Here is a 3,501-nt window from a genome sequence, read left to right as displayed (position 1 = left end):
CCTAACGAATGAAAGGGACTTCCCCGTCCCGAGCGAGCCGCGCACCGTGAGGCTTGCGGTTTTCGGCAACTGAGTGCCACGATGGGAAGCTCGAACTTTTCATCAACTCACTCGTTTTTGCGGAAGGGGAAGTCCATGTCTGCCATTGTCACCGTCGGAATCGATCTCGCCAAGAATGTCTTTGCCGTTCATGGTGTGGACGCCACAGGCAAGCCCGCCCTGGTGCGGCCCACTGTGCCGCGCGCCAAACTGCTCGAATTCATCGCCTCGCTGCCGCCGTGCCTCATCGGCATGGAAGCCTGCTCCGGCGCCCACCACTGGGCGCGTGAGTTTGCAAAGTGCGGCCACACCGTGCGCCTAATGGCGCCCAAGTTCGTCATCCCCTACCGCCTCTCGGGCAAGCGCGGCAAAAACGACGCGGCCGATGCCGCCGCCATCTGCGAAGCCGTCACCCGGCCCAACATGCGCTTCGTACCGATCAAATCGATTGAACAACAAGGCCAGTTGCTGGTGCACCGTGCCCGCCAGGGTTTTGTGGAGCAGCGTACCGCCACCTTCAACCGCATCCGGGGTCTGCTCTCGGAGCTGGGCATCGTGCTGCCGCTCAAGGCAGCCGTGGTGCGCCGCGAAGCCATGGCCCGCCTGGAGGATTTGCCCGGCTGGGCCAACACGGTGATTGGGGACCTGCTGAACGAGGTCGCCCGGCTCGACGAACGTATTGGCCAGTACGACCGGCACATCCAGACCATGGCCCGCCAAAGCACGCCCGCGCAGCACTTGATGCAATTGGCGGGCATTGGCGAGACCACGTCCACGGCGCTGGTCAGCACCGTGGGCAATGGGCACGACTTTGCCTGCGGCCGCCAGTTCTGCGCCTGGCTCGGGCTGGTGCCCGGGCAGTACAGCTCAGGTGGGAAACAGCGCTTGGGCCGCATCACCAAGGCTGGCGACCCGTACCTGCGCAGCCTGCTGGTGATGGGCGCCAGGGCGGTGCTGGCGCTGGCGATGAACAAGACAAACCCCAGACAAGACCCGGTCAGCCGCTGGGCTCGCGCGCTGGCCGAGCGGCGCGGCTACTGGCGCGCGGTGGTGGCCGTGGCGGCCAAGAACGCGCGCATGTGCTGGGCGGTGTTGCAACGTGGGGAGGGGTTCAAGATGCCTGCCTGAACCACGCCTGCCACGACTTGAAGTGACATGACATCCGAGATCCCACAGTCCGCCGCGTGAAGGCCTAAAGTTGATGTGCAAAGGTTGGACCTGCGCTGGGGAATGCTCGATTAGCTCAAGGGGATAACGGGGGAGAAATCTCCCCAAGCCCGACTAACGAATGGAGCCCCCGGCGCGCGTCTTTCATCAGGGTCCGCTGCCAGCAGATGCAGCACCAATGACCGTTTGTAGTACCGCCGTCCGCACCCTTTGCATCACGACATCAACCGCCCGCCGTCTGCTGCGAATGTTGGATCTGATTGGAAAAACTGGAATACCGATACCTGGGTCTATTGCTGCGCAATAGACCCAGGATGGAGGCTGCTTGCAATCTGGGGGGAAGCCCTTGTAGCCCAAGGTAAGCGGCGCCGAAAGGAGTGCTGTGAGTGGAGAACACCGACAAGGCCCGTGAAAATGGCGAAGCCACAGGCCTTGGTGGCGTCCGCTTGACCGACCGGTTAGGCATTTTGCATAGCTTTGCGGAAGTTGCCGAGCGCTTCAACCCAGGCTTTGCTAACTATGAGTAGCTGTATTGCGAGGTTTAGGCAGCACTCGGGCGTGAAGAAGTGATTGTTCTTGCCAAAATCCTTGTTGATATATTCAAGTATGTTGCCGTGGCATAGATTGTGTCTGACGCGCACAATCTCTACACTTTGCAGGCTGGGTTTGGCAGACTCCAGCTTTTCATTGAAATCACATTCACCTGGAAAGGCGAGTTTTTCCACTGGAAGTCCTGCGCGTCGTGCATCAATTAAAAGCCTATTGCTAAGAGTCCGCGCCGGGTCAAGCTCCTCAACGGGTACAGGATTTTCAAGCTGCGCCATAGTGACCCTTAAGGATGATTCAATGCCGATGATGAAGCTGCCACATGCCGGAAGTATTAGGCCTCGCTCTAGAGCTTCGGATCCTTGTGAGAAAAACCAATGAACCTCAGGTCCTAAATGATGCCCTAGAAAGAACGTTCGTTCTTTATGCTCAATCCTAACTCGCTCCATGGGCTTTTGGATTTCTTCGTCCATGTGTGTCCTTTGTAATACCTAACGTAATATCCAGAGCAAAACCTACTCGGCGGATTCAAAAGTGAAGTGCAACACCTGCCACCGAGTAAGGGATGCTCTGAAAAACCCACCAGCCAGCGTGTTACGTGCCTGACGGAGTTTCGTCCGATGAGCTTTCGCGCGATCCGGCACAGTTTGGGTTGGAATTCGTATCCGGTTTGCCCCATTTGGGGCCGCCTGAGGGCCACTGACCCGGTTTCGGTCGCACTCACGCCTGTGCTCCGATCAGTTTGTGACGGGCCATCCACAAGTTGGACAACGCAAACAGCGTCTTGATCTGCAAGGTGTTCTTCTTCAGACCCCGATATCGCACCTTCGTGAAGCCAAACTGGCGCTTGATCACCCGAAACGGGTGCTCCACCTTGGCGCGAATCCCGGCCTTGATCTTCTCGACTTTGTCGATCAGCGCATCCCTCGAGTTGCTGTCTTTGTCCAGCTTCTTGCGCTTGCCTGGGCGCATGGCCACATGCCATTTGTGGCTGGCTTTTGCATCGGGGCGCTTGTCTGCGCCTTGGTAGCCCGCGTCACCGAACACGTCCGTCTCTTGACCATGCAGCAGGCTGTTGCCCTCGGTGACATCGGCTACGTTGCCCGAGGTGCCTCGCACGGTGTGCACCAAGCCCGAGTCGGCATCCACGCCTATGTGGGCTTTCATGCCAAAGTGCCACTCGTTGCCCTTTTGGCTCGAGTGCATCTCGGGGTCTCGCGCTTTGTCTTTGTTCTTGGTGGAGCTGGGCGCGGCGATGAGGGTGGCATCTACAGCGGTGCCGGCCTTGAGCAGCAAGCCGCGCTGCTGCAGCAGTTCGTTGACGGTGGCCAGGATCTGATCGGCCAGCTTGTGTTTCTCCAGCCTGTGGCGGAACCGAAGAATGGTGCTCTCGTCGGGCAGTCGGCCAAAGGTATCGAGCTGAGCGAATTCGCGGTAAAGCGGTGTGTCGAAGAAGGCTTCCTCCATGGCCGGGTCTGACAGACTGAACCACTGCTGCATGAAGTGCACTCGCAGCATCGTCTCCAGCGCAAAGGGTGGGCGACCATTGCGCCCTTCGCTGTAATACGGGGCTATCAGCTCGACCAGGGCAGCCCATGGAACCACGGTTTCCATCTGCTGCAAAAACACCTGCTTGCGGGTCTTGCGCGTGCTCAGGTTCAAGTCAAAGCTGCTTTGTTTCATGGTGCCCGAGTGTGCCGCGCTGGGCTTACATCTGCCATGCCGCTGGGGTGGTTTTGCAGAGTTTCC

3 protein-coding genes are annotated in these 3,501 nt (G+C 59.0%); 1 reads left to right on the top strand and 2 read right to left on the bottom strand.

What is annotated here, in order from left to right; all coding sequences use genetic code 11:
• Window positions 1-135: 135 nt before the first annotated feature.
• Window positions 136-1,167, top strand: a complete 1,032-nt coding sequence (locus tag AC0GNR_RS19380) for an IS110 family RNA-guided transposase (RefSeq protein ID WP_472900876.1) — start codon at window positions 136-138, stop codon at window positions 1,165-1,167.
• A 497-nt stretch (window positions 1,168-1,664) separates the two neighbouring features.
• On the opposite strand, the gene AC0GNR_RS19375 is transcribed toward AC0GNR_RS19380, so the two are convergent.
• Both AC0GNR_RS19375 and AC0GNR_RS19370 read right to left on the bottom strand, forming a co-directional pair.
• Complete coding sequence (locus AC0GNR_RS19375) at window positions 1,665-2,225, bottom strand: hypothetical protein (protein ID WP_472902379.1); 561 nt, start codon at window positions 2,223-2,225, stop codon at window positions 1,665-1,667.
• A gap of 247 nt (window positions 2,226-2,472) precedes the next feature.
• Entirely contained in the window at window positions 2,473-3,435 is a 963-nt protein-coding gene (locus tag AC0GNR_RS19370) for an IS5 family transposase (RefSeq protein WP_472901589.1), read from the bottom strand.
• Window positions 3,436-3,501: the final 66 nt, after the last annotated feature.

It is taken from the genome of Hydrogenophaga sp. LT287 (genome assembly GCF_055702805.1).
Note: the sequence above shows the minus strand (reverse complement) of the source record. Positions and strands in the feature narration are given on the sequence as shown.

Bases quoted from the DNA above. Each gene is read 5' to 3' on its own strand.
- AC0GNR_RS19375 (WP_472902379.1), bottom strand. From the start codon at position 2,225: ATGGACGAAGAAATCCAAAAGCCCATGGAGCGAGTTAGGATTGAGCAT.
- AC0GNR_RS19380 (WP_472900876.1), top strand. From the start codon at position 136: ATGTCTGCCATTGTCACCGTCGGAATCGATCTCGCCAAGAATGTCTTT.
- AC0GNR_RS19370 (WP_472901589.1), bottom strand. From the start codon at position 3,435: ATGAAACAAAGCAGCTTTGACTTGAACCTGAGCACGCGCAAGACCCGC.